This window comes from Enterobacter sp. BIDMC 29 (assembly GCF_019378755.1).
GTDB classification, from domain to species: domain Bacteria; phylum Pseudomonadota; class Gammaproteobacteria; order Enterobacterales; family Enterobacteriaceae; genus Enterobacter; species Enterobacter ludwigii.
The window spans coordinates 2307382-2330688 of record NZ_CP080000.1 but is presented as its reverse complement, the minus strand read 5'-3'; the positions used below and the strand labels follow the sequence as shown (position 1 = coordinate 2330688).

Below are 23307 nucleotides of genomic sequence, written 5' to 3'. Positions count from 1 at the left end.
CTGTCAGTAACGTTTTATTAACACCTGCCTGCCGATCGTTATTCACAAGAACTACCCTGCATAAAAAAAACCGGAGATACCATGAATAAGAAGGTGTTGACCCTGTCTGCTGTAATGGCAAGCATGCTTTTTGGTGCAGCAGCGCACGCTGCGGATACCCGTATTGGTGTGACCATCTATAAATACGACGACAACTTCATGTCTGTTGTCCGTAAAGCTATCGAGAAAGATGCTAAAGCAGCGCCAGATGTTCAGCTGCTGATGAATGACTCCCAGAACGACCAGTCCAAACAGAACGACCAGATCGACGTTCTGCTGGCAAAAGGCGTGAAGGCACTGGCCATCAACCTGGTTGACCCCGCTGCGGCAGGCACGGTCATTGAAAAAGCGCGCGGCCAGAATGTGCCGATTGTCTTCTTCAACAAAGAACCTTCCCGTAAAGCGCTGGACAGCTATGACAAAGCGTTTTACGTCGGTACTGACTCCAAAGAGTCCGGAATTATTCAGGGCGATCTGATCGCTAAACACTGGGCGGCGAACCCGAACTGGGACCTGAACAAAGACGGCCAGATCCAGTTCGTGCTGCTGAAAGGCGAACCAGGCCATCCGGATGCTGAAGCCCGTACCACTTACGTTATCAAAGAGCTGAATGATAAGGGCCTGAAAACCCAGCAGCTGGCATTAGATACCGCGATGTGGGATACCGCTCAGGCGAAAGATAAGATGGACGCGTGGCTGTCCGGCCCGAACGCTAACAAAATCGAAGTGGTAATTGCCAACAACGATGCGATGGCTATGGGTGCGGTAGAAGCGCTGAAAGCGCACAACAAATCAGCCATTCCTGTGTTCGGTGTGGATGCACTGCCAGAAGCTCTGGCCCTGGTGAAATCCGGTGCAATGGCCGGTACCGTGCTGAACGATGCCAACAACCAGGCGAAAGCAACCTTCGATCTGGCGAAAAACCTGGCCGATGGCAAAGGTGCGGCAGACGGTACGACCTGGAAAATTGAAAACAAAATCGTTCGCGTACCTTACGTCGGCGTAGACCAGTCCAACCTGGCTGAGTTTATCGGTAAATAAGTTATTTGAATTGTCTTCACTGGGCGCAACTTGTTGCGCCCTTTTATAACGCGATATGCGAGGCCAACAAGGTATAATTATGGTCAGCACAAATACTCAGTCATCTGGTGAATACTTGTTGGAAATGAGCGCTATCAACAAGTCATTTCCCGGGGTTAAGGCACTCGATAATGTTAATTTAAAAGTTCGTCCTCACTCTATTCATGCATTAATGGGGGAGAACGGCGCAGGTAAATCAACATTATTAAAATGTCTTTTTGGGATCTATCAAAAAGATTCTGGCAGCATTCTTTTTCAGGGGAAAGAGATCGATTTCCATTCAGCAAAAGAAGCACTGGAAAACGGTATCTCAATGGTTCACCAGGAATTAAACCTGGTGCTGCAGCGTTCTGTTATGGATAACATGTGGCTGGGCCGTTATCCGACCAAAGGTGTCTTTGTCGATCAGGATAAAATGTATCGCGACACCAAAGCGATTTTCGATGAACTGGATATTGATATCGATCCGCGCGCCCGCGTGGGAACGTTATCCGTATCCCAAATGCAGATGATCGAAATTGCCAAAGCGTTCTCCTATGATGCGAAAATCGTCATCATGGACGAACCGACATCGTCATTAACGGAAAAAGAGGTTAACCACCTTTTTACCATTATTCGTAAGCTCAAAGACCGCGGCTGCGGCATTGTTTATATCTCTCACAAAATGGAAGAGATCTTCCAGCTGTGTGATGAGATTACCATCCTGCGCGACGGCCAGTGGATTGCCACCCAGCCTCTCGAAGGGCTGGATATGGACAAGATCATCGCCATGATGGTGGGGCGCTCTCTGAACCAGCGCTTCCCGGACAAAGAGAACAAGCCGGGTGAAGTGATCCTTGAGGTTCGCAATCTCACCTCGCTGCGCCAGCCGTCTATTCGCGACGTCTCTTTTGACCTGCATAAGGGCGAAATTCTCGGTATCGCAGGTCTGGTTGGGGCAAAACGTACTGATATTGTCGAAACCCTGTTCGGTATTCGTGAGAAAGCCGCGGGCACCATCACGCTGCACGGTAAGAAAATCAATAACCACAGCGCTAACGAAGCCATTAATAATGGTTTTGCGCTGGTCACGGAAGAGCGTCGTTCGACCGGTATTTATGCGTATCTGGATATTAACTTTAACTCGTTAATTTCCAATATTCGCAACTATAAAAACAAAGTCGGGCTGCTGGATAACTCCCGCATGAAGAGCGATACCCAGTGGGTGATTGACTCCATGCGCGTCAAAACGCCAGGTCACCGCACGCAAATTGGTTCGCTGTCAGGCGGTAACCAGCAGAAGGTCATTATTGGCCGTTGGTTATTAACCCAGCCAGAAATCCTGATGCTGGATGAACCGACCCGCGGTATTGACGTCGGCGCGAAGTTTGAGATTTATCAGCTGATTGCCGAGCTGGCGAAAAAGAATAAAGGGATCATTATTATTTCTTCCGAAATGCCGGAATTGTTAGGGATCACAGATCGTATTCTGGTTATGAGCAATGGTCTCGTTGCCGGTATTGTTGACACCAAAACGACAACGCAAAACGAAATTTTGCGTCTTGCGTCTTTGCACCTTTAAGATCAGGGGCTCCTCATGAGTACGTTAAATAAAAAAAGTTTTCTCACTTACCTGAAAGAAGGCGGTATTTACGTTGTTCTTTTAGTACTGCTGGCTATCATCATTTTCCAGGACCCTACGTTCTTAAGCCTGTTGAACCTCAGTAACATCCTGACCCAGTCCTCCGTGCGTATTATTATCGCGCTGGGCGTGGCGGGACTTATCGTGACGCAGGGGACTGACCTGTCAGCGGGACGTCAGGTTGGCCTCGCGGCGGTTATCGCGGCAACGCTTCTGCAGTCGATGGAAAACGCCAACAAGGTGTTCCCGGAAATGGCGACCATGCCCATTTTCGTGGTGATCCTGATTGTCTGTGCGATTGGCGCAGTGATTGGTCTGATTAACGGCATCATTATCGCTTATCTGAACGTGACGCCATTTATCACCACCTTAGGTACGATGATCATCGTTTACGGTATTAACTCCCTGTACTACGACTTCGTGGGGGCGTCGCCAATCTCTGGCTTCGACAGCGGGTTCTCGACCTTTACGCAAGGGTTTATCGCGCTGGGCAGTTTCCGCCTGTCGTACATTACCTTCTACGCCCTGATTGCCGTCGCTTTTGTCTGGATCCTGTGGAACAAAACCCGCTTCGGTAAAAACATCTTCGCTATCGGCGGTAACCCGGAAGCGGCGAAAGTGTCCGGCGTCAACGTTGCCCTGAACCTGCTGATGATCTATGCCCTGTCAGGTGTGTTCTACGCCTTTGGTGGGATGCTGGAAGCGGGCCGTATCGGCTCTGCAACGAACAACCTGGGCTTCATGTACGAACTGGATGCGATCGCAGCCTGTGTGGTCGGCGGCGTCTCCTTTAGCGGCGGCGTGGGTACCGTGTTCGGCGTGGTAACCGGTGTCATCATCTTTACCGTAATCAACTACGGTCTGACCTACATCGGCGTGAACCCGTACTGGCAGTACATCATCAAAGGCGGCATCATCATCTTTGCGGTCGCCCTGGATTCACTCAAATACGCGCGTAAAAAATAATCGCCTCTGGCATTACCTGGCCCGCTCACCGAGCGGGCTTTTTTGTGCTTCATGCCAGACTCGACTCCTCCCGGGTGACGATGCTCTCGAACCAGTCGAGTTCGGAGAGCTTGCAGGCAACCCACTGTTGAGAAAAAGCCTCTCCCAGGCTGTCGGTGAGATACTGACAGCGTGCAAATGTCTCGATCGCCTCCTGCTGAAACAGCGGCAGATCCGGCCCGTCCTGCTGAGGTTCAGGTAAATCCTGCTCGTCAAAATTTTCCAGCCCGTACAGCATTCCGCTCAGAAGCGTTGCCGCCACCAGATACGGGTTGGCATCAGCCCCGGCCAGCCGGTACTCAATACGCCGGTTATGGTCATCAGAGCAGGGAATACGCAGCGCGGCGGAGCGGGTGTTATAGCCCCAGGAGTTAAATAGCGGTTCCGTGAGGTTTTTACGCAGGCGGCGGAATGCGTTAACGCCAGGGGCGAGAATGGCGATGGAGGCGGGCATCAGCGCCAGCTGGCCAGCGATGCAGAGGCGCATCATGCTGTTCAGCGCTTCCACCGGTGACGCGAATACGTTTTCGCCATGAATATCGTTCAGGCTGAAATGGAAGTGCAAACCGCTGCCGGACTGCTGGCTGAACGGTTTGGCCATAAAGCTGGCCTGCAGACCCTGTTTCTCCGCAACGTAGCGGGTCAGGCGTCGCAGGGCCAGCACGTTATCGCAGACTTCAACGACGCGATGGCTATGCTTCAGGTTTAACTCGAACTGGCCAGATTCGGCTTCGGCCACGATCCCGGTCAGGGGGATACGCTGCAGGTGCGCCAGCTGCTCCAGCTCGTCAAACAGTGCCGCGTGTGCCGTTGAGGTATCCATATGAAAGCAGCCCTGATTTTGTGGATCCTGCGTGCCGCGTCCGGTCAGGTAAAACTCAATTTCCGGGGCAATCACCGGGAAGAGCCCGTGCTGATGGAAACGAGCCAGAACGTTTTGCAATATCACCCTTGGCTCAAGCGGGCACGGTTTGCCGTCACTCTCTTTCATGGTCAGCAGGATCTGCGCGTTATGCTGAGGGTCTTGCGAACAGGGGCGCAGGGAACCGCCGACGGGAACGCAGAGCCGGTCGGGCTCATCATCAAGCGGGGCGGCTATTTTGCCTTTATGGTCCATGGAGTAGACGGAGAGGGGGAAGTAACAGCCTTTTTCCAGATTTAGCATGCTTTCCACCGAGAGCCGCTTGCCGCGCATAATGCCATTGATATCGTTCAGGTAAACGTCAATATGTTTTGTCTGCGGGTAACGTTCCAGGTAATCCGCCACTTCCAGCGAGACGTTGTGTTGCATGGCATCAATTTTGTCATCAAGCCAGAGGCCAGCGTTGAGCGCCGTCGGAAGTGATAAACCCGGGAAGTTAAAATAGGGGCGGATATTTTTCAGGAAAAACGCATTCATTATTGAGTTCATAGTCATTCTTCAATGAAGCCGTAGCGGCAGTGAACTCAGCTTAAAAGGGGCGGCGTAAAGGCGGGATAAAAAGCGTTACGCCCGGTATAAAGAAAGTATAAAGGCGAGGCTATTTTTTCTCTTTTTTCTGCATATCAAGCAGTTGTTCTGGCGTGACGGCCGGGTAGCCCTGCGCATCTTCCGGCACTTCATGCATCGCCGGAATGGGTACCAGCGGGCCTAAAAAGCGCGGTTCACGTTTGAAGATGTACAGATCGGCCAGAGCGCCAAAACGCGCGCCAAACTCACGTACGCGGACGCTCAGCATATCTTTTGGCGACGGCACGGCGTAGCACTGCGCCTGGATACCCATATGCAGCGCGATAAACAGCGCCCGTTCGCAGTGGAAACGTTGGGTAATGATGATGAAATCGTTGGTATCGAACACCTTGCGCGTACGCACGATGGAATCCAGAGTACGGAAACCCGCGTAGTCGAGCACGATATCGGCCGGATCGACGCCAGCGGCAATCAGGTCTTTGCGCATGGTGACCGGTTCGTTATAGCTTTGCAGCGCATTATCGCCGCTCAGCAGCAGGTAATTCACTTTGCCGCTGTTATACGCGTTCAGCGCGCCCTGAATGCGGTAACGGTAATACTGATTAATTACCCCGGTGCGGTAATACTTGGCGGTACCCAGCACAACGCCGACCTGACGATAGGGCAGGTCCTGCAGGTCGTCAAAGATATACGGAGCCGTTTTCCAGCTCATCCAGCGATCAAGACCCAGCACGATCAACAGCAGTATGCCGACCAGGACAGACAGGCTGTAAAAAGCGCGCTTTAACATGCAGATGGCTCGTACCGAAGGTGAAATTTAACTCAGGCTACTTTACCCGCCTGGTTAGCGCAAGAAACAGCGAATCAACTGAGGGGTTTTTCAGCAAAGTGGCGGGCATTTCTGCCCGCCGGAGGCATTACGCAAGCAAAACACGGTCAATAGTTGAGCAACCGAGCGCTTTCAGCGTTGCGGCGGTGGCATCCCACTGGATCAACGGCGCGTCGGCTTTCTCTGCCAGAATAGCGCGCTGAATGTCCGGGTAGTCATAGCCATTGAGGCTCAGCAAATTCAGGGCGCCCTGAAGCGGTGGCAGCGTCGGGTTAAAGGCGGCGTTTTCGGCATAGCTTCCGGTGAAGATGCGACCATCACGACACTGCAGCGCCACACCGCTTGGGGAGTGACTGTATGGCGTGTGGCTCTTGTTCGCCGCGCGAATCGCGGCTTCGCTCAGCGCATCGCCGGAAAGGGCAAAACCGTGATCCTGTTCATCCATCAGCAGCGTTTTGATGTCGAGATCTTTCGGACCAAACGCGTCAGGCAGGTAATCCCCGAGGGTATGCGGCGCACGGCCTGGCAGATTGATGCGTAACTCCAGCCCGCTGTTCAGCTCGTTCATGAACTGGCGGCAGTGGCCGCAAGGGGTGTAGTTAACGGTAATGGCGCTCAGCGCTTGTTCACCGCGCAGCCAGGCGTGGCTGATGGCGCTTTGTTCCGCGTGAACGGTCTGCTGCATGGTCGCGCCGAGGAACTCCATGTTGCCACCGAAGTACCAGGTTCCACTTACGCCGCGTGCAATCGCACCGACGTTGAAATGAGAGAGATCGGCGCGGGCGCAGGCTGCCGCCAGCGGCAGCAGCGCGAAGGCCAGCGCGTCGTCGTCCAGCCCTGTGGCTTCTTTCAGTGCCGTGACGTGTTCAGCCGTCAGCAGGGCCGGGAAATGCTCATCCGCCAGAATCGGGGCCAGAGCTGATTGCACATTCTCTGCAAGCTGGGCGAAAGCAGCTTGAAAACGTGGATGCATGGCGTTTGCCTCATAAAGGTTAATGGATCGGTAGTTTACGGAGCCGCTGGGGCTTTATATGTGATCCACTTCTCATTATGTATGCAACTTATGAAAACAAAATGAAATTTGCGCGACGCATCGCAAATTTTAACCCATGACCGCCACAATCAGCGGGAAAATAAACGGTGCGAGCAGGGAGGTGATAATCCCGCAGATCACCAGTGCGAGTGAGCTAAACGCCCCTTCCTGATAATCCAGTTCAGCGCAGCGCGCGGTGCCCAGGGCGTGCGACGCGGTACCCATCGCCAGACCTCGTGCCGCTTTGGTGTGGATACGCATCGCATTCAGCAGGGTATGTCCAAAGACCGCGCCGAGGATCCCCACGAATATCACACACATGGCGCTGATGGCCGGAATCCCCCCCAGGCTGCCGCCCACGGCCATCGCGATAGGCGTGGTGACCGACTTAGGCAGAATAGAGGCCGCAATTTGTGGAGACGCGCCCATCAACAGCGCCACCGAGGTGCCGGTGATCATCGCCACCAGGCTCCCGACAAAACAGATGGTAATGATGGATTTCCAGCGGGCGCGGATCTGGTGCAATTGCTCATATAAAGGAAAGGCGAGCGCCACCACGGCCGGCTGCAGAAGGTCGTTCAAAATTTTGCTGCCGGCAAAGTAGCGTTCATAAGGAATGCCGGTGAGAAGCAGAAACGGGATAATCACCACCATCGCCACCAGCAGCGGATTAAGTAACGGCATTTTGAAACGTGCGGCGAGTTTGCGTGCGGCGAAGAACACTGCCAGCGTTAACGGCAGCGACCACCAGATATTGGCCATCATTGTTTTGTTCCTTTCTGCCCAACCACTTTACGTTCGCCATGCACCAGATGCGAACTCCAGCTTACTACCAGGAAAACCACCAGCGTACTGACCGCGCAGGAGACCACAATGGGTCCGAACTGCGCCTGGAGCAAATCAAAATACTGCATAACCCCGACGCCGATAGGCACGAACAGCAGCGCCATATAGCGAATAAGGACAAAGCAGCCAGGGTTAACCCATTTGGCAGGCAGAATTTGCAATGCCAGCAAAACAAAGAGGATCAACATTCCAATGATACTGCCGGGGATGGTAATGGGAAGCAGGGATGCGATAAAGATTCCGGCATACAGGCAGGCGTAAATCAGGACGAATGCGCGAAGATATTGCCAGATAATGTTCAATGATTTTCTCATGGTGAAAGTCCTTGATGAAACGCATTCATCATACAATTAAACCTAAAAATGTGCCACGGATCACATCATGAATTTTGAGCATACCAGACATTCCGAAATGGAACGTCTGGTATAACCTCACCGGGTTAACCGCCGGGCTTTCCTCATGCCGGGAGAGCGGCTACTATAGCGCGTCTTTTTTCACAGGTACTGCTATGCGTGTTTTACTGGCCCCAATGGAAGGCGTGCTCGACTCCCTCGTGCGCGAGCTTCTGACCGAGGTGAACGACTACGATCTCTGCGTGACGGAGTTTTTGCGCGTGGTCGATATGTTGTTGCCAGTAAAATCATTCTATCGCCTTTGCCCGGAACTGCATCATCAAAGCCGCACCTCTTCCGGCACGCTGGTGCGCATTCAGCTATTGGGTCAGTATCCCGAATGGCTGGCGGAGAACGCGGCTCGTGCCGTAGAGCTTGGTTCCTTTGGGGTTGACCTCAACTGCGGTTGCCCATCAAAACTGGTGAATGGCAGCGGCGGCGGCGCCACCTTGCTGAAAGATCCGGAGCTGATTTATCGTGGTGCAAAAGCCATGCGTGAGGCTGTACCGTCGCATCTGCCGGTGACGGTAAAGGTGCGTCTGGGATGGGACAGCGACGCGCGGCAATTTGAGATTGCCGATGCCGTGCAGCAGGCCGGGGCCACTGAGCTGGTGGTGCATGGCCGCACCAAAGAAGATGGCTATAAAGCCGAACGTATTAACTGGCAGGCGATTGGCGAGATCCGCAAAAGACTCACCATTCCCGTTATTGCCAACGGGGAAATCTGGGATTACGAAAGCGCGCAGGCGTGCCTGAAAGAGACTGGCTGCGATGCGGTGATGATTGGCCGCGGCGCGCTTAACGTACCAAACCTCAGCCGGGTGATTAAATATAACGAACCACGTATGCCGTGGGCTGATGTGGTCACGCTGCTGAAAAAATACAGTCGCCTCGAAAAACAGGGTGATACCGGGTTATATCACGTCGCGCGAATTAAGCAGTGGCTCAGTTATTTACGCAAAGAGTACAGTGAAGCACTGGGGTTATTTCAGGAGATCCGCACGCTGCAGACTTCCGCTGATATTGCACGGGTGATTCAGTCCAGGTAACGGAATTTGCCCGGCGCTGAGCCGGGCAATGAAATCAGAAAATCATCTTGAATACACCGGTTACCACCAGCAGCCCTATCAGAAATATAATTAAAATAACCCACAGTAATATTTTCATTCGTTTCTCCTGCGTCTGTTTGTCGAAAGTAAGTGTAGCAGTGAATTTATAATGAAGATGAATTCACTCATTTAATTCATTCTTATGATGAATAATTTTCTGAGTATGAAAATGTATGACAAATTGCGGGTTGCCACGCGTTACTAAAAAAAAGAGCGACGTCTGGCGTAAGTTGCGCCTTTATTTTTCGCGTGAATGGCGTAATGAAACCTTTATCTCTGAGTATTCCCCTGGTTTTTATTCTGGTGGCCTGCGCGCCGGAACATGCCTCGGTTTCCCCTGTAAATATGCAATCAACAACGGCTGCGGTGAATACTACGCTGAGCCATACCGCGTGGCCGAAAGATGCATGGTGGAAAACGTATAACGATCCTGAACTCAATTCGCTGATTGCGAAGGCGCTGAACGATGCGCCGGATATGCAAATTGCCCGTCAGCGCATCACGCTGGCGGAAGCGCAGGCAAAAGCCACCCTGGCCGCCGGGGGGCCGGAAATTGATTTCTCAGCGGATGCTGAACGGCAAAAAATGTCGGCCGAGGGGCTGATGGGGCCCTTTGCGATAACCGATCCGGCGGCGGGAACCACCGGGCCGTGGTACACCAACGGTACTTTTGGTCTGAGCGCGGGCTGGGATCTCGATTTGTGGGGGAAAAATCGTGCACGGGTTGAAGCCCGAATTGGCCGGGTAAACGCGCAAAAAGCGGAGCTTGAGCAAACCCGACAACTGCTTGCCAGCAGCGTCGCACGTCTTTACTGGGCGTGGCAAACCCAGGCCGCGGTGGGGGATGTCCTCACGGAGATTAAACACCAGCAGGACACGATCATTGCAGCCGACCGCGAACTGTATCAGCATGGGATCACCTCTTCCGTTGAGGGCGTCGAGACCGACATCAACGCCAGCAAAACTGACGAGCAGCTGGCAGAAGTGAACGGAAAAATGAAAGCCGTTGAGGCGCGTCTGAGCGCCCTGACGAACACCTCCTCAGTGACGCTTACACGCCACGCCTTACCCACAGTAGAAGCCTCGCTCCCGGCCACGCTGGGGTATGAACTGCTGGCACGTCGACCGGATTTGCAGGAGGCTCGCTGGTATATCGAGGCCTCCATGAGTGATGTTGAGGCCGCCAGAGCAGCCTTCTATCCCGATGTGAATCTGATGGCTTTCTTACAGCAGGATGCCCTGCACCTGAGCGATTTGTTCCGCTCTTCTGCGCAGCAGATGGGCGTCACCGCCGGTCTGACGCTGCCCATTTTCGACAGCGGCAGGCTAAACGCCGAGCTGGATATTGCCCAGGCGCAGAACAATCTCTCCGTCGTGCGTTATAACAAAGCGGTGGTGGATGCGGTGAATCAGGTGGCGCGCACGGCCAGCGAAGTCGAAACACTGACCGCCAAAAACCAGCACCAGCAGCGTGTCGAAAAAGAGGCTGCCCGCGTTGTTGCACTGGCTCAGGCCCGCTTTCGCGCCGGCATTATCGCCGGCTCCCGCGTGAGTGAGGCCAGAATACCGGCCCTCAGGGAGCAGCTCACCGGGGTGATGCTCAAAGGCCAGTACGTTGACGCCACGCTGCAGCTGACCTCGGCGCTGGGTGGCGGCTATCATCAGGGCTAAAAAGCGCGATTATCTATACTTACCTCTTTGCAGCTTTTCTGGAGGTGAGTATGACCAAAGTCGCGATTGTTACCGCATCGGATTCCGGGATTGGGAAAACCACGGCCCTGATGCTGGCTGAACGAGGGTTTGATATCGGCGTCACCTGGCATTCCGACGAAAAAGGTGCGCTGGAAACCTGCCGCGAAGTCGAGGCGAAGGGGCGGCGTGCAGAGGCGGTTCAGCTTGATTTAAGCACTCTCCCGCAGGGGGCGCAGGCCATTGAAACGTTAATTACGCGCTTTGGTCGGCTGGACGTGCTGGTCAACAATGCCGGGGCGATGACCAAAGCGCCGTTTCTCGACATGCCGTTTGAGGAGTGGCGGGGGATTTTTACCGTTGACGTGGATGGCGCGTTTCTCTGTTCACAGATCGCTGCGCGTCAGATGGTGAAGCAGGGAGAGGGGGGGCGAATTGTGAACATTACCTCGGTGCATGAACACACGCCTTTACCGGATGCCAGTGCGTATACGGCGGCCAAGCATGCCCTGGGCGGATTAACCAAATCCATGGCGCTGGAGCTGGTCGAGCATAACATTCTGGTGAATGCCGTTGCGCCAGGAGCCATTGCCACGCCAATGAATGATATGGACGACAGTGAAGTGAAGGCCGGTTCGATGCCCGCGATCCCGCTCGCGCGGCCGGGGCATACCAAAGAGATTGCCAGCCTGGTGGCGTGGCTGTGTGACGGTGACGCCAGCTATGCTACCGGGCAATCATTTATTGTCGACGGCGGTTTTATGCTGGCGAATCCACAATTTAAGCCCGCAGGGTAGAAACTTTTCGCCCTCTCTTTGTGCGAGAGGGCGCCATTGCACTTACTCTTCATCCCGCGTCTTTTCCCGATGCTTCAGCCACAGCCGGACCGCAATCACCACCACGACAATCAGGATAACCCATGCCCAGTGCTTCAGATGCTGGTCAACATTATGCAGCCACGGACCAATCACTTCTCCACCCACATAACCGAGCGTGGTAAAGATCAGGGCCCAGGCAATCGCGCCAAGAATGTTCAGCGGCAGGAAAATTTTCGGCGGTAAATGGCTGGCGCCAATCAGTATCGGGCCGATAATCCGAAAGCCGTACATAAAACGGGTGCCAATCACGAACAGGTAAGGGTGACGCTGGATAAGCCGTTGGGCACGTTGAATTTTCTTGCGGTGCTTTGAAAAGCGCTTCAAAAGCGTAGGGCCAAAGCGCAGTCCCAGAAAGTAGAGCAGCTGATCGCCAATCATCCCGCCGAGTGCGACTGCGGCAACAACGAGTGGGAATTTGAGTAACCCCTGATGCGCGGCCACCCCGCCGAGCAGCGTGATGGTTTCTCCTTCCGCCACGCTGCCAACGACCAGTGCAGCGTATCCATAGTGTTCAATAAGACTGTTGATATCCATTACGTCAATGTCATCTCCCTTATTATGCCTCGGTTAATCATATACCCCATGAATCAATAACGGGGCAATCAACGGAAATTTCCCACTGTACATAAAATAATCTCAGGCCTGCATTATACTTAAGATATCGCTGACGGGCCGACAACAAGGGGGCGTTATGAACCATGTCTGGGGACTTTTCTCCCATCCCGATCGTGAAATGCATGTCATCAAAACGGAGAACGAAACGGTCTCGCATCATTACACGCATCATGTGCTGCTGATGGCAGCGGTGCCTGTAATCTGCGCGTTTATTGGCACAACACAAATCGGCTGGAACTTTGGTGATGGCACCGTGGTTCAGCTTTCCTGGTTTACCGGTCTTTCACTGGCCATTCTCTTTTATGGCCTGATGCTGGCGGGTGTGGCTGTCATGGGGCGTGTCATTCACTGGATGGCGCGTAACTATCCGCAACGTCCATCGCTGGCACACTGTATGGTTTTCGCCGGGTATGTCGCGACGCCGCTGTTCTTAAGCGGTATTGTGGCGCTGTATCCACTGGTCTGGTTGTGCGCGCTGATCGGTACTATTGCCCTCTTTTACACCGGTTATCTGCTGTATCTGGGGGTACCAACCTTCCTTAATATCAATAAAGAAGAGGGCCTGAGCTTCTCCAGTTCAACGCTCGCCATCGGCGTGCTGGTGCTGGAAGCGCTACTGGCTCTGACGGTTATTCTGTGGGGTTATGGATACCGTCTCTTCTAGGCTCACTGCATTGCTGGCGTAAATGCCAGCAATGCAGCATCTGTTCACGATTATCCTCTGGCGACAAAGCCCGGTGACCGCTATGATGCCGAAGCCAGCCTGCGTTTCTCCATCGACACAGGCGGTGTACGTCATAACGTGCGTGAATAATTATCAGAAGTCTCACCATGCTGAAATTCCGAGTCTCTTTACTTAGCCTGGCCCTGTTGCTGGGAGCGTCCGCTGCCGCGCCAGCGATCGCCAAAACGTCCGCCGTGACCACCGCTGCTGCCCAGCCGCAAATCGCTTCCGGCAGTGCGATGATTGTTGATCTCAACACCAATAAGGTGATTTACGCCAGCCATCCGGATCTGGTACGCCCGATCGCCTCGATTACCAAATTAATGACCGCGATGGTGGTGCTTGATGCACATCTGCCGCTGGACGAAAAACTGAAAGTGGATATCAGCCATACGCCGGAGATGAAAGGGATCTACTCCCGCGTGCGACTGAACAGCGAAATCAGCCGTAAAAACATGCTGCTGCTGGCGCTGATGTCTTCTGAAAACCGCGCGGCGGCGAGCCTGGCCCACCACTATCCGGGTGGCTATGACGCATTTATTCGTGCGATGAACGCAAAAGCCAAATCGCTGGGGATGACCAATACCCGTTACGTCGAGCCGACTGGCCTGTCGATTCACAACGTCTCCACGGCCCGCGACCTGACAAAACTGCTGATTGCCAGCAAACAGTACCCGCTGATTGGTCAGCTCAGTACGACCCGTGAAGAGATGGCGACCTTTGCTAACCCGGCCTATTCGCTGCCGTTCCGTAATACTAACCATCTGGTGTACCGGGATAACTGGAATATTCAGTTAACGAAAACCGGGTTTACCAACGCGGCGGGACACTGTCTGGTGATGCGTACCGTATTCAACGGTAAACCGGTGGCGCTGGTGGTGATGGATGCCTTTGGCAAATACACCCACTTCGCGGATGCAAGCCGACTGCGTACCTGGATTGAGACGGGGAAAGTGCCGCCGGTACCGGCCGCGGCGTTGACCTACAAAAAGCAGAAAGCAGAGCAGATGGCAACCGCCCAGAACGACTGAGCCGGATTGCTAATGACTGTGTTTTCGCCCTCTCCCGCGGGAGAGGGCAACAGACCTCGCTGCGCCTTACTCCGGCAGCGTCCAGTCTCCGTCATTGAGTGAGCGCTGCATGATCACCGTATCCCGCCAGTCACCTTTCTTATACCCGACGCTGCGTAACTGACCGACGATTTCGAAGCCGTATTTCTTATGCAACCGTAACGAGCCGGCATTGTTGTTGCCATCCCCCACAACGGCAATCATCTGCCGCCACGGTCCTTGCTCGCAGCGGGCGATCAGCGCATCCATCAGGACGGAGCCAAAACCACGACCGGTAGTACTCGCATCCACGTAAATCGACTCTTCCAGAGTGTAGCGATAGGCATGGCGCGGACGGTAAGGCGTCGCGTAGCAGTAGCCTACGACGATGCCGCGGTACAGCGCGACAAGCCACGGTAAGCCATTCTCGGCCACGCTTTTCATTCGCTGACGCATTTCATCAATGGTGGGGGGAACTTCTTCAAAGGATGCGCGCCCGTGAAGCACATGCCAGGCGTAGATAGCGGCGATAGCATGCACATCGTCGGGAAGGGCATCGCGCACTTCCACTTCGGTTTCGGATAAAATATCAACAGCCGACATGATGTGCCTGCTCCTCGTAACAGATGCCGGAGAAACGTTTCTCCGGCGACAGAACGCTACTCTAGTACGATTAAGGCGCGCTTAACAATCTCTCAAATTTGGCTGTGGGAATTAATCAGACGCTTGCGTCACGGGCTGCTCCGCGTCAGGACTCTCTTTCCAGTATTTATTCCGCGTTGTTTTACCAATGCCGGGGTTCATGCTGTTTGTGGGGTCATTCTCGCGATAAAACTGCTTAAGTGCGTCAGGAGCCTTATAAAGATGCCCCACGTTATGTTCCGCAGGATATTGTGCGCCTCGCGCGTGCAGCAGCGCGAGCATCTGCTCTTTCAGCGCGTGCGCATCCACCCCTTTCTTAACGATGTAATCCTGGTGGAAGACGTAGCACATAAAGTGGCCGTAATAGAGCTTGTGGACCAGCTTGCTGTCAATTTCCGGCGGCAGGTGTTCAAACCACTCGGTATCGTTGCGGCGAAGGGCGATATCCAGCGCCAGAATGTCTTCCACCTCGTCTGAATGCACCGCCTGATAACGAATGGCGGCACCCGCAGCGGCGAAACGGTGCAGGAAGGCTTTGCTGCCCTCTTCAGGGGTACAGGCAAAGAAATCGCCTTCGGCAGTTTTGAAGAATTCACTGAGCCAGGTTTGCGCTTCGGCAATACCGTCTCCGGCCATTTTCAGCAGCAGGTGATGCTCGTACTTATCGCGCCAGGTTTTCATCCGCTCCGGCAGATGTGACGGGAAGACGTTGCCCAATTTCTGCATAAAGCGGTCGGTAAAGTGGGGTTTAAAGAGCGGCACTTTTTCCAGCATCGCGTCGGTACGGCCCTTCATGGTGAAGAAGAACGGCATTTTATCGGTGCCGAGCTTGTCGATCATCAGGAACGTATCTTTGCCGTAGCGTTCCGCGATGTCGTAAATATCACGGTGCATGTACTCGCCCGCCACCGGCAGGTGAGCGAACTCGCCCAGAATATGACGACGGATCTCGGTCAGCACGTCCGGCTGATTGGTGCCGATGTAGAACACCTGCTGTTTTTTCTCGGCCGGGAAGGTGTCGAGGCGCACGGCAAAAACAGCCAGCTTGCCCGCACAGCCCGAAGATTCAAACAGGCGGTCAGGGTCGGCGTTGTAACGTGCCGGGGTATCCGCTTCGATATCCCGCACGCGGGTGATGTAATCGTGGTCGTGAGCATGACGACCGTCGTGCTGGACGTCTTCATCTTTCACCCGATCGTCGTCGAGCTTACTCAGGATCTGTTCCGGCGTAACGCCAAGATCAATGCCCAGATGGTTGACCAGGGTCAGCTTGCCGTTTTCGTCGATACGGGCAAAAAGTGACATCTCGGTGTAAGCCGGGCCGCGCTGCACCAGCGAACCGCCGGAGTTATTACAGATCCCGCCGATCACGGAGGCGCCAATACAGGATGAGCCAATGACCGAATGCGGTTCGCGTCCCAGCGGCTTAAGCGCTTTTTCAAGGGAGTAGAGCGTCGTGCCAGGGAACGCGAGCACCTGCTCGCCTTTATCCAGCAGATGCAGTTTGTCGAGACGCAGGGTGCTGATGATCACAATGTCACGATCGTAATCGTTGCCGTTCGGCGTTGAGCCTTCAGTCAGACCGGTGTTAGCCGCCTGCATGAGAATAATTTTGTCGGCGGCCACGCAGGCGCTCAGGACGCGCCAGAGTTCAAGCAGCGTGCCGGGAAATACCACCGCCAGCGCCTCGCCCTGACCGGAACGAAAGCCCTTACGGTAGCGGGCGGTTTTTGCCGGGTCGGTGAGCAGGTGAGAGGAGCCAACCAGGCGCGACAGTTCGTTAATAAACGTCGTGTTATCGTGAGTTCGAACAGAAGACATCTTCCACTCCTTGTGGTGGGGCAAATTTCTCGTTGTAAAGCATAGCGCGATTAACTGTTAAGCGGTCGAGTATTCACGAGAAAAATCAGAGAATAACCCTGCAACGTTCTGAGGGTTTGTGGCACACTGCGCTTTTCGCACGGTCTGGCCGAGTTCTTCCGGCGGTTATTGATGAGAGAGTAAAACGACATGAAATGGCTATGTTCTGTAGGTGTCGCCGTCAGCCTGGCGCTGCAACCTGCGCTGGCAGAGGATTTGTTTGGCAATCACCCGCTCACGCCTGAAGCCCGGGACGCGTTTGTCACGGAATTGCTCAAGAAAATGACGGTCGATGAGAAAATTGGCCAGTTGCGTCTTATCAGCGTCGGCCCGGATAACCCGAAAGAGGCCATCCGCGAGATGATCAAAGACGGGCAGGTCGGGGCTATTTTTAACACCGTCACCCGCCCGGATATCCGCAAAATGCAGGATCAGGTAATGGAACTCAGCCGCCTGAAAATTCCGCTGTTCTTCGCCTATGACGTGGTGCACGGTCAGCGTACCGTCTTCCCGATTAGCCTTGGTCTGGCATCGTCCTTTAACCTTGATGCGGTGAAAACCGTGGGGCGCGTTTCTGCCTATGAAGCGGCGGATGATGGCCTGAATATGACCTGGGCACCGATGGTGGACGTCTCCCGCGATCCGCGCTGGGGCCGCGGCTCAGAAGGGTTCGGTGAAGATACCTATTTAACAGCCACGATGGGGAAAACCATGGTGGAAGCGATGCAGGGTAAGAGCCCGGCAGATCGCTACGCGGTGATGACCAGCGTCAAACACTTCGCGGCCTATGGCGCCGTGGAAGGGGGTAAAGAGTACAACACCGTGGATATGAGCCCGCAGCGGCTGTTCAACGACTACATGCCACCGTACAAAGCGGGGCTGGATGCCGGCAGCGGCGCGGTGATGGTGGCGCTGAACTCCCTCAACGGCACGCCGGCGACCTCCGATTCGTGGCTGCTGAAAGACGTTCTGCGTGACCAGTGGGGCTTTAAGGGCATCACCGTCTCTGACCACGGCGCCATTAAAGAGCTCATTAAGCACGGTACCGCCTCCGATCCGGAAGATGCGGTACGCGTGGCGCTCAAGTCCGGCATCAACATGAGCATGAGCGACGAGTACTACAGTAAATACCTGCCGGGGCTGGTGAAGAGCGGTAAGGTGACCATGGCGGAGCTGGATGACGCCACGCGCCACGTGCTGAACGTGAAATATGATATGGGGCTGTTTAACGACCCGTACAGCCACCTGGGGCCGAAAGATTCTGACCCGGCGGACACCAACGCGGAAAGTCGTCTGCACCGCAAAGAGGCCCGCGATGTGGCACGCGAAAGTCTGGTGCTGCTGAAAAACCGCCTCGACACGCTGCCGCTGAAGAAATCCGGCACCATTGCCGTGGTGGGCCCGCTGGCTGACAGCAAGCGCGACGTGATGGGGAGCTGGTCTGCAGCGGGGGTGGCCGATCAGTCCGTCACGGTGCTGACCGGTATCAAGAATGCCGTGGGTGAGAACGCGAAAGTGGTTTACGCCAAAGGGGCGAACGTCACCAACGATAAAGACATTGTCACCTTCCTCAATCAGTACGAAGAGGCGGTGAAGGTCGATCCGCGTTCGCCGAAAGAGATGATTGATGAAGCGGTGAACACCGCTAAGCAATCTGACGTGGTTGTCGCGGTAGTGGGTGAAGCGCAGGGGATGGCGCATGAGGCCTCCAGCCGTACCGACATCACCATTCCGCAAAGCCAGCGCGATCTGATTGCCGCCCTGAAGGCGACCGGCAAGCCGCTGGTGCTGGTGCTGATGAACGGTCGTCCGCTGGCGCTGGTCAAAGAAGACCAGCAGGCCGACGCGATCCTGGAAACCTGGTTCGCCGGTACCGAAGGCGGTAACGCGATTGCCGACGTGCTGTTTGGCGATTACAACCCGTCAGGCAAGCTGCCAATGTCCTTCCCGCGCTCGGTCGGGCAGATCCCGGTTTACTACAGCCACCTGAATACCGGCCGTCCGTACAACGCCGACAAACCGAATAAGTACACCTCCCGTTACTTCGATGAAGCGAACGGCCCGCTGTATCCGTTTGGTTACGGTCTGAGCTACACCACCTTCAAGGTTTCTGACGTCAAAATGTCTGCGCCGAGCCTGAAGCGTGACGGCAAAGTTACCGCAAGCGTCGAGGTGAGCAACACCGGTAAACGCGAAGGGGCAACGGTCATTCAGATGTACGTCCAGGATGTGACCGCCTCCATGAGCCGTCCGGTGAAACAGCTGCGTGGCTTCGAGAAGGTCAACCTGAAGCCGGGCGAAACCAAAACCATCAGCTTCCCCATCGACGTGGATGCGCTGAAGTTCTGGAACCAGCAGATGAAATATGATGCGGAGCCAGGCAAGTTTAACGTCTTTATCGGGGTCGATTCCGCCCGCGTTAATAAAGGCGAGTTCGAGCTGCTCTGACGTTTCCCTCCCTTGCATCCCCCGCTTTGCGGGGGATGCGTCTTACCTTATGTTAAAAAGGCATTTTGACGGTTAATTCCGCCGTTTTAAGCTACGCTTTTCTCTCAAGCCTCTGAAAAAGGCAGCAAAAAAATGAGGACAGTGGAATGACGATTGCAAAGGGGATGTTGGGTTCAGCGGTGTTACTGGCGGCGCTGAGTCTGCCATTACAGGCGGCAGAACCGGTAAAAGTGGGTTCCAAGATAGATACCGAAGGTGCGCTGCTCGGTAACATTATTCTGCAGGTACTGGAAAGCCACGGTGTTAAAACCGTCAATAAAGTCCAGCTGGGAACCACGCCTGTGGTACGCGGCGCGATTACCTCCGGCGAGCTGGATATCTACCCGGAATATACCGGCAACGGCGCGTTCTTCTTCAAAGATGAAAACGATCCGGCGTGGAAAAATGCCAAAGCCGGGTATGAAAAAGTCAAAAAACTCGACGCTGAGCAAAATAAGCTGGTCTGGCTGACGCCGGCGCCGGCCAACAATACCTGGACCATCGCGGTGCGCAAGGACGTGGCGGAGAAAGGAAAGCTGACCTCGCTTGCGGATTTGAGTCGCTACCTGAAAGAGAAGGGTGACTTTAAGCTTGCGGCTTCCGCTGAGTTTATTGAGCGTCCGGATGCGCTGCCGGCGTTTGAAAAAGCCTATGATTTCAAACTGGATCAGGCCCAGTTGCTCTCTCTGGCGGGCGGTGATACCGCGGTGACCATCAAAGCCGCTGCGCAGCAAACGTCGGGTGTTAATGCGGCGATGGCTTACGGCACCGACGGTCCGGTCGCGGCGCTTGGCCTGCAAACCTTAACCGATCCAAAAGGCGTCCAGCCGATTTACGCCCCGGCACCTGTCGTGCGGGAAGCGGTACTTAAAGCGTACCCGGATATTGCTGAATGGCTCAAACCGGTCTTCGAAAAGCTGGATGCAAAAACGCTGCAACAGCTGAATGCCAGCATTGCCGTTGAGGGACTGGATGCCAAAAAAGTGGCCGCCGATTTCCTGAAACAACAAGGGCTTGTGAAGTAACAGGACAGGGCTGTGCCAATAAAATGTCATAACCGCGTACTGCTGCTGTTGGCCTGTGTGGCCATCGCGGCGGTCGCGTTACCGTTTGTGAATGTGGCCCCGAATCGCCTGATGTCGGGGGAGAGTCGCTCGCTCTGGCAGGTCTGGTCATTTACGCCGTGGTTGCTGGTGACGGCACTGGGCGCGTGGGTTGCGTTGTCGCTCTGGCAAGGACGCACGGCTCAGTGGCTGACGCTGCTGCTTTGTGAAGGGCTGTTTATCGCCTTATTCTGGGGAGGCGGGCTTGCAGCAACGCACATGACCTCGGCGGAAAGTCCGCTGGCAAGAACCTCTGTGGGTAGCGGTTTGTGGCTCTGGCTGGCGCTGTGTCTGCTGGCCTGCAGCGATGCTATTCGCCGTCTTATCTCAACATCCGTCTGGCGCTGGATACTCAATGCCCAGATATGGTGTATTCCATTGCTGCTGCTGTTTAGCGGTGAGCTGAATAATCTCTCGCTGTTAAAAGAGTACGCCAACCGTCAGGAGGTGTTTAATGACGCCCTGGCGCAACACCTCACGATCCTCTTCGGCACCCTGATCCCGGCCTTACTGCTCGGCATACCGCTGGGTATGTGGTGCTATCGCCACCCTTCACGTCAGGGTGGGGTGTTTGCCGTGCTGAATGTGATTCAGACCATCCCGTCCGTCGCTCTGTTTGGCCTGTTGATTGCTCCGCTGGCCGGGCTGGTGAAGTCGTTCCCGGTGCTGGGAACGATGGGGATCGCCGGAACCGGTTTAACGCCAGCCCTTATCGCACTGGTGCTCTATGCGCTGCTGCCGCTGGTGCGCGGCGTGGTGGCCGGGCTGAGCCAGGTCGCGCCGGACGTGCTGGAAAGTGCCCATGCAATGGGGATGAGCGCGAGACAATGTTTCTGGAAGATCCAGCTGCCGCTGGCTTTGCCCCTGCTGCTGCGCAGCCTGCGGGTGGTGGCGGTGCAAACCGTTGGCATGGCGGTGATTGCGGCGCTGATTGGCGCGGGCGGCTTTGGCGCGCTGGTTTTCCAGGGGCTGTTGAGTAGCGCCCTGGACCTGGTGTTATTGGGCGTGGTGCCCACGATTGCGCTGGCGGTTGTCATCGACGCGCTGTTTGTCTTATGGCTCGCGCTGCTCAGGAGAAGAGCCAATGATTGAATTTCACGATGTCAGTAAAACCTTTGCGGGTCGTCCGGCGGCAAGCCATCTCAATCTGAATTTTGCCGAGGGCGCATTTTCTGTGCTGATTGGCACATCGGGGTCGGGAAAATCCACCACCCTGAAGATGATTAACCGCCTGGTTGAGCATGACAGCGGTCTGATCCGCTTTGCCGGAGAAGAGATCCGCAGCCTGCCTGTGCTGGAACTGCGTCGTCGTATGGGGTATGCCATCCAGTCCATCGGCCTGTTTCCGCACTGGACGGTCGCGCAGAACATCGCCACCGTGCTGCAGCTGGAGAAATGGTCGCGGGCAAAAACTGCCGACCGGGTTGATGAACTGATGTCTCTGCTCGGGTTAGAACCTGCGCTGCGTGAACGCTACCCGCACCAGCTTTCCGGAGGCCAGCAGCAGCGGGTGGGCGTAGCGCGTGCGCTGGCGGCCAATCCGCAGGTGTTACTGATGGATGAACCCTTCGGCGCGCTGGATCCGGTCACGCGCGCCGCACTGCAGGCGGAAATGACCCGCATTCATCGCATTCTGGGGCGAACAATCATTCTTGTGACGCACGATATTGATGAGGCGCTGCGTCTGGCCGACCATCTGGTGCTGATGGACCATGGTGAGGTGGTGCAGCAGGGGACGCCGCTTGAGCTGCTGACCTGGCCGAAAAACGATTTTGTGCGTGAGTTTTTTGGCCACAGCGAGCTGGGCGTCAGGCTGCTCTCGCTGCGTACGGTCAGCGACTATATGCGTCGACAGGACGCGACGGTGAGTGGCGAGCCTCTGCAGGAACAGATGAGCTTGCGGGATGCGCTTTCGGCGTTTGTTGCCCGTCAGTGTGAAGTGTTGCCCGTTGCGGATGCCCGGGGCGCGCCAAGTGGCACCCTGCATTTTCGCGATCTGCTGGCAGGGGAGGTGACACGTGAAGGCACTTCGTGATCCGCTGCTCTGGCTGGTCGTGCTCTTTGTCGCTTTGCTGTTTCTGATGCCGCACAGCGCGGCGCTGTTTAGCACGCTCTTCCCCGACTTGCCGCGGCCGGTGTATCAGCAGGAGAGTTTTATTAATCTCGCCCTGGCCCATCTCTGGCTGGTGGTGCTCTCAAGTGCCGTCGCTATTGTACTGGGCGTGGGGGCGGGCATCGCGGTCACGCGCCCCGCGGGCCGGGAGTTTCGCCCGCTGGTGGAGACCATTGCGGCGATTGGCCAAACGTTTCCGCCGGTGGCGGTGCTGGCGATTGCAGTGCCGGTGATGGGTTTTGGTCAGCAACCGGCCATCATTGCGCTGATTTTATACGGTGTGTTGCCCATTCTGCAGGGTACGCTGGCCGGTATTGCGGCGGTACCTGCGTCGGTACTGAGCGTTGCTGAAGGGATGGGGATGAGTCGCGCAGAGCGGCTGCGCAAAGTTGAACTCCCCCTGGCGGCACCGGTCATCCTTGCGGGGATCCGTACGTCGGTGATCATCAACATCGGGACGGCGACCATTGCGTCGACGGTGGGGGCCAACACCCTGGGAACGCCGATTATCATCGGCTTAAGCGGGTTCAATACGGCCTATATTGTGCAGGGGGCGTTGCTGGTGGCGCTGGCGGCAATCGTCGTCGATCGCGTTTTTGAGCGTCTGGCGCAGTATCTCAGCCGACACCGCCACGAACAATAAACGAATACCCGGCCAGCATCACGCCGCCGATACCGCTTACGGCCATCAGAACAAAAAGGGTAATTACGGCCAGTTTGGTTGCCTTCATCATGTGCTCCTG

22 protein-coding genes are annotated in these 23307 nt (G+C 55.3%); 13 read left to right on the top strand and 9 right to left on the bottom strand.

All coding sequences use genetic code 11. The features are described 5' to 3' along the window. Positions 1–81: 81 nt before the first annotated feature. The 3 genes from mglB (at position 82) to mglC (ending at position 3706) form a co-directional block, all read left to right on the top strand. Positions 82–1080, top strand: a complete 999-nt coding sequence (gene mglB / locus JTA15_RS10430) for a galactose/glucose ABC transporter substrate-binding protein MglB (protein ID WP_014170907.1) — start codon at positions 82–84, stop codon at positions 1078–1080. Positions 1081–1159: 79 nt separating this feature from the next. Further along, on the top strand, positions 1160–2680 hold the full coding sequence (gene mglA, locus JTA15_RS10425; RefSeq protein ID WP_020883197.1) for a galactose/methyl galactoside ABC transporter ATP-binding protein MglA: 1521 nt from the start codon (positions 1160–1162) through the stop codon (positions 2678–2680). 15 nt (positions 2681–2695) lie between these two features. Then, on the top strand, positions 2696–3706 hold the full coding sequence (mglC, locus tag JTA15_RS10420) for a galactose/methyl galactoside ABC transporter permease MglC (RefSeq protein ID WP_219373201.1): 1011 nt from the start codon (positions 2696–2698) through the stop codon (positions 3704–3706). 49 nt (positions 3707–3755) lie between these two features. Here mglC and JTA15_RS10415 read toward each other — a convergent pair whose 3' ends face one another. The 5 genes from JTA15_RS10415 to JTA15_RS10395 form a co-directional block, all read right to left on the bottom strand. Beyond that, positions 3756–5144 carry a glutamine synthetase family protein gene (locus JTA15_RS10415; RefSeq protein ID WP_219373249.1) on the bottom strand — a complete coding sequence of 463 codons (1389 nt, stop codon included), beginning with the start codon at positions 5142–5144 and terminating at the stop codon, positions 3756–3758. A 121-nt stretch (positions 5145–5265) separates the two neighbouring features. Continuing rightward, positions 5266–5985 carry an outer membrane permeability protein SanA gene (gene sanA / locus JTA15_RS10410; protein WP_014170903.1) on the bottom strand — a complete coding sequence of 240 codons (720 nt, stop codon included), beginning with the start codon at positions 5983–5985 and terminating at the stop codon, positions 5266–5268. 127 nt (positions 5986–6112) lie between these two features. Continuing rightward, complete coding sequence (gene cdd / locus JTA15_RS10405; RefSeq protein ID WP_020883200.1) at positions 6113–6997, bottom strand: cytidine deaminase; 885 nt, start codon at positions 6995–6997, stop codon at positions 6113–6115. A gap of 129 nt (positions 6998–7126) precedes the next feature. Further along, on the bottom strand, positions 7127–7822 hold the full coding sequence (locus tag JTA15_RS10400) for a CidB/LrgB family autolysis modulator (RefSeq protein ID WP_014170901.1): 696 nt from the start codon (positions 7820–7822) through the stop codon (positions 7127–7129). Then, complete coding sequence (locus tag JTA15_RS10395) at positions 7819–8217, bottom strand: CidA/LrgA family protein (RefSeq protein WP_063214759.1); 399 nt, start codon at positions 8215–8217, stop codon at positions 7819–7821. Before JTA15_RS10395 ends, JTA15_RS10400 begins: the two co-directional genes overlap by 4 nt. Positions 8218–8411: 194 nt before the next feature. Between JTA15_RS10395 and dusC the strand changes: the two genes are divergently transcribed. The 3 genes from dusC to JTA15_RS10380 all read left to right on the top strand — a co-directional run bounded on the left by dusC (position 8412) and on the right by JTA15_RS10380 (position 11890). Then, positions 8412–9344: a tRNA dihydrouridine(16) synthase DusC gene (gene dusC / locus JTA15_RS10390; RefSeq protein WP_025203644.1), complete on the top strand. Its 933-nt coding sequence runs from the start codon at positions 8412–8414 to the stop codon at positions 9342–9344. Positions 9345–9665: 321 nt separating this feature from the next. Beyond that, entirely contained in the window at positions 9666–11075 is a 1410-nt protein-coding gene (gene mdtQ, locus JTA15_RS10385) for a multidrug resistance outer membrane protein MdtQ (RefSeq protein WP_041162776.1), read from the top strand. Positions 11076–11125: 50 nt separating this feature from the next. After that, positions 11126–11890 carry an SDR family oxidoreductase gene (locus JTA15_RS10380; protein WP_020883205.1) on the top strand — a complete coding sequence of 255 codons (765 nt, stop codon included), beginning with the start codon at positions 11126–11128 and terminating at the stop codon, positions 11888–11890. Between the two features lie 42 nt (positions 11891–11932). Here JTA15_RS10380 and JTA15_RS10375 read toward each other — a convergent pair whose 3' ends face one another. Beyond that, positions 11933–12505 (bottom strand): DedA family protein, encoded by a 573-nt coding sequence (locus JTA15_RS10375; protein ID WP_219373200.1) that lies wholly within the window; start codon positions 12503–12505, stop codon positions 11933–11935. A gap of 157 nt (positions 12506–12662) precedes the next feature. On the opposite strand from JTA15_RS10375, the gene JTA15_RS10370 reads away from it, so the two are divergent. Next, entirely contained in the window at positions 12663–13250 is a 588-nt protein-coding gene (locus JTA15_RS10370) for a Yip1 family protein (RefSeq protein WP_014170891.1), read from the top strand. 167 nt (positions 13251–13417) lie between these two features. Continuing rightward, on the top strand, positions 13418–14341 hold the full coding sequence (pbpG, locus tag JTA15_RS10365; protein ID WP_219373199.1) for a D-alanyl-D-alanine endopeptidase: 924 nt from the start codon (positions 13418–13420) through the stop codon (positions 14339–14341). A 66-nt stretch (positions 14342–14407) separates the two neighbouring features. Here pbpG and JTA15_RS10360 read toward each other — a convergent pair whose 3' ends face one another. Continuing rightward, complete coding sequence (locus tag JTA15_RS10360; RefSeq protein WP_020883208.1) at positions 14408–14962, bottom strand: GNAT family N-acetyltransferase; 555 nt, start codon at positions 14960–14962, stop codon at positions 14408–14410. A 111-nt stretch (positions 14963–15073) separates the two neighbouring features. Continuing rightward, positions 15074–16822 (bottom strand): D-lactate dehydrogenase, encoded by a 1749-nt coding sequence (gene dld / locus JTA15_RS10355; protein ID WP_020883209.1) that lies wholly within the window; start codon positions 16820–16822, stop codon positions 15074–15076. Positions 16823–17011: 189 nt separating this feature from the next. On the opposite strand from dld, the gene bglX reads away from it, so the two are divergent. The 5 genes from bglX to JTA15_RS10330 all read left to right on the top strand — a co-directional run bounded on the left by bglX (position 17012) and on the right by JTA15_RS10330 (position 23207). Continuing rightward, complete coding sequence (gene bglX / locus JTA15_RS10350; protein WP_183516145.1) at positions 17012–19309, top strand: beta-glucosidase BglX; 2298 nt, start codon at positions 17012–17014, stop codon at positions 19307–19309. A 146-nt stretch (positions 19310–19455) separates the two neighbouring features. Beyond that, a complete protein-coding gene (locus JTA15_RS10345; RefSeq protein ID WP_014170886.1) occupies positions 19456–20373 on the top strand; it encodes an ABC transporter substrate-binding protein in 918 nt (305 codons plus the stop codon). A 12-nt stretch (positions 20374–20385) separates the two neighbouring features. Further along, a complete protein-coding gene (locus JTA15_RS10340; RefSeq protein WP_219373198.1) occupies positions 20386–21543 on the top strand; it encodes an ABC transporter permease in 1158 nt (385 codons plus the stop codon). Further along, positions 21536–22486, top strand: a complete 951-nt coding sequence (locus JTA15_RS10335) for an ABC transporter ATP-binding protein (protein ID WP_047955873.1) — start codon at positions 21536–21538, stop codon at positions 22484–22486. Before JTA15_RS10340 ends, JTA15_RS10335 begins: the two co-directional genes overlap by 8 nt. Continuing rightward, positions 22470–23207 carry an ABC transporter permease gene (locus JTA15_RS10330; RefSeq protein WP_020883213.1) on the top strand — a complete coding sequence of 246 codons (738 nt, stop codon included), beginning with the start codon at positions 22470–22472 and terminating at the stop codon, positions 23205–23207. Before JTA15_RS10335 ends, JTA15_RS10330 begins: the two co-directional genes overlap by 17 nt. Here JTA15_RS10330 and JTA15_RS10325 read toward each other — a convergent pair. Then, positions 23182–23295: a protein YohO gene (locus tag JTA15_RS10325; protein ID WP_010433613.1), complete on the bottom strand. Its 114-nt coding sequence runs from the start codon at positions 23293–23295 to the stop codon at positions 23182–23184. The genes JTA15_RS10330 and JTA15_RS10325 overlap by 26 nt on opposite strands. Positions 23296–23307: the final 12 nt, after the last annotated feature.

Bases quoted from the DNA above. Each gene is read 5' to 3' on its own strand.
- JTA15_RS10370 (WP_014170891.1), top strand. From the start codon at position 12,663: ATGAACCATGTCTGGGGACTTTTCTCCCATCCCGATCGTGAAATGCAT.
- JTA15_RS10335 (WP_047955873.1), top strand. From the start codon at position 21,536: ATGATTGAATTTCACGATGTCAGTAAAACCTTTGCGGGTCGTCCGGCG.
- dld (WP_020883209.1), bottom strand. From the start codon at position 16,822: ATGTCTTCTGTTCGAACTCACGATAACACGACGTTTATTAACGAACTG.
- JTA15_RS10395 (WP_063214759.1), bottom strand. From the start codon at position 8,217: ATGAGAAAATCATTGAACATTATCTGGCAATATCTTCGCGCATTCGTC.
- pbpG (WP_219373199.1), top strand. From the start codon at position 13,418: ATGCTGAAATTCCGAGTCTCTTTACTTAGCCTGGCCCTGTTGCTGGGA.
- mglA (WP_020883197.1), top strand. From the start codon at position 1,160: ATGGTCAGCACAAATACTCAGTCATCTGGTGAATACTTGTTGGAAATG.
- JTA15_RS10325 (WP_010433613.1), bottom strand. From the start codon at position 23,295: ATGAAGGCAACCAAACTGGCCGTAATTACCCTTTTTGTTCTGATGGCC.
- mglB (WP_014170907.1), top strand. From the start codon at position 82: ATGAATAAGAAGGTGTTGACCCTGTCTGCTGTAATGGCAAGCATGCTT.
- bglX (WP_183516145.1), top strand. From the start codon at position 17,012: ATGAAATGGCTATGTTCTGTAGGTGTCGCCGTCAGCCTGGCGCTGCAA.
- JTA15_RS10360 (WP_020883208.1), bottom strand. From the start codon at position 14,962: ATGTCGGCTGTTGATATTTTATCCGAAACCGAAGTGGAAGTGCGCGAT.
- sanA (WP_014170903.1), bottom strand. From the start codon at position 5,985: ATGTTAAAGCGCGCTTTTTACAGCCTGTCTGTCCTGGTCGGCATACTG.
- cdd (WP_020883200.1), bottom strand. From the start codon at position 6,997: ATGCATCCACGTTTTCAAGCTGCTTTCGCCCAGCTTGCAGAGAATGTG.
- JTA15_RS10415 (WP_219373249.1), bottom strand. From the start codon at position 5,144: ATGAATGCGTTTTTCCTGAAAAATATCCGCCCCTATTTTAACTTCCCG.
- mdtQ (WP_041162776.1), top strand. From the start codon at position 9,666: ATGAAACCTTTATCTCTGAGTATTCCCCTGGTTTTTATTCTGGTGGCC.
- JTA15_RS10375 (WP_219373200.1), bottom strand. From the start codon at position 12,505: ATGGATATCAACAGTCTTATTGAACACTATGGATACGCTGCACTGGTC.
- JTA15_RS10380 (WP_020883205.1), top strand. From the start codon at position 11,126: ATGACCAAAGTCGCGATTGTTACCGCATCGGATTCCGGGATTGGGAAA.
- JTA15_RS10400 (WP_014170901.1), bottom strand. From the start codon at position 7,822: ATGATGGCCAATATCTGGTGGTCGCTGCCGTTAACGCTGGCAGTGTTC.
- dusC (WP_025203644.1), top strand. From the start codon at position 8,412: ATGCGTGTTTTACTGGCCCCAATGGAAGGCGTGCTCGACTCCCTCGTG.
- JTA15_RS10345 (WP_014170886.1), top strand. From the start codon at position 19,456: ATGACGATTGCAAAGGGGATGTTGGGTTCAGCGGTGTTACTGGCGGCG.
- mglC (WP_219373201.1), top strand. From the start codon at position 2,696: ATGAGTACGTTAAATAAAAAAAGTTTTCTCACTTACCTGAAAGAAGGC.